This is a genomic window from Escherichia albertii NBRC 107761 = DSM 17582 (assembly GCF_000759775.1).
In the GTDB taxonomy this organism is placed as follows: Bacteria; Pseudomonadota; Gammaproteobacteria; order Enterobacterales; family Enterobacteriaceae; genus Escherichia; species Escherichia albertii.
Window position 1 is genome coordinate 1 of sequence record NZ_BBMY01000228.1, and the last position, 861, is coordinate 861.

An 861-nucleotide genomic window follows, 5' to 3' on the forward strand; every position below is an offset into this window, starting at 1 on the left:
GTGACAATCGGCACTTGTCGCAGCTTTGGAAGGGATAACTATCACCGGAAGATTTTCTATTTGCTTCGAAGCCTTGATGAGATTAACTCAAGCACAGTGACGAGCCATCTTCAAAGACAAGCAACCAGACTTAGCCACGAGCTACCATCTGATAAGTATTGCGCTAATTTAACCACCATTTGCAATAAAGTTATCGAGACAATCAATCATCATGCGGAAATGGGAAATATCAGCCTTACGATTAGTGAGCCAGACTTTGAGTTTGACCCGTATATTTTGGAGGAATTTTAAATGAATAAACACGCATTAACCCGTATTTCAGAGGAAGCTTTTAACGAGCTTACCAGAATTAAACGAGCTACTAACTTGCCTCATCAGACTGTTATGCAGCTTGCAATTGCTAAAGAGGTCACTGAGTCGGATTTACTTAGATATCCAGTTTCTAAAGGTCGTAAACACACCCGAATTACTCAGGACGCTTTAGATACTTTGAAGGCACTTAACGGCTTTAAGATTGATATTGCCCGACTATTGAGCATCAAAATTCACAAGTTAGCAATGGGGGTTTAATGCTATGCGTTACCTTTGAATACCACACGGATAAAATGATTCGCTACATCTCCGACCTCCTGATTGAAGGAAACGGATTCGGTGACATCCATAACTCAAAAGATATTTTCATTAAAGCCATTGGCCCAAATGAAGTACTGAAAACAGCAGTTAAACCGGAATGGTTTGAGCGTCACAAGATTGAATTAGGTTATTGGGGTGAGGAGGTTTTATGAAACCTTGGCATGAAGATGTTAGACGATATTTTACAGAACACCTTATCTATGATGAATCCAGTGATTCCCTGTGCTG

The 861-nt window shown here is 40.3% G+C and carries 2 protein-coding genes and 1 pseudogene; all 3 read left to right on the forward strand.

From position 1 onward, the window contains the following. A pseudogene (locus tag EA14781_RS25555) lies at positions 1-291 on the forward strand (hypothetical protein); the annotation flags it as partial. Further along, the gene (locus tag EA14781_RS22225) at positions 292-570 is read left to right on the forward strand and encodes a hypothetical protein (protein ID WP_001032662.1); all 279 of its coding nucleotides are present in this window, start codon (positions 292-294) and stop codon (positions 568-570) included. Positions 571-605: 35 nt separating this feature from the next. Then, positions 606-785 (forward strand): hypothetical protein, encoded by a 180-nt coding sequence (locus EA14781_RS22230; RefSeq protein WP_002461922.1) that lies wholly within the window; start codon positions 606-608, stop codon positions 783-785. The last annotated feature ends 76 nt before the right edge of the window (positions 786-861 follow it).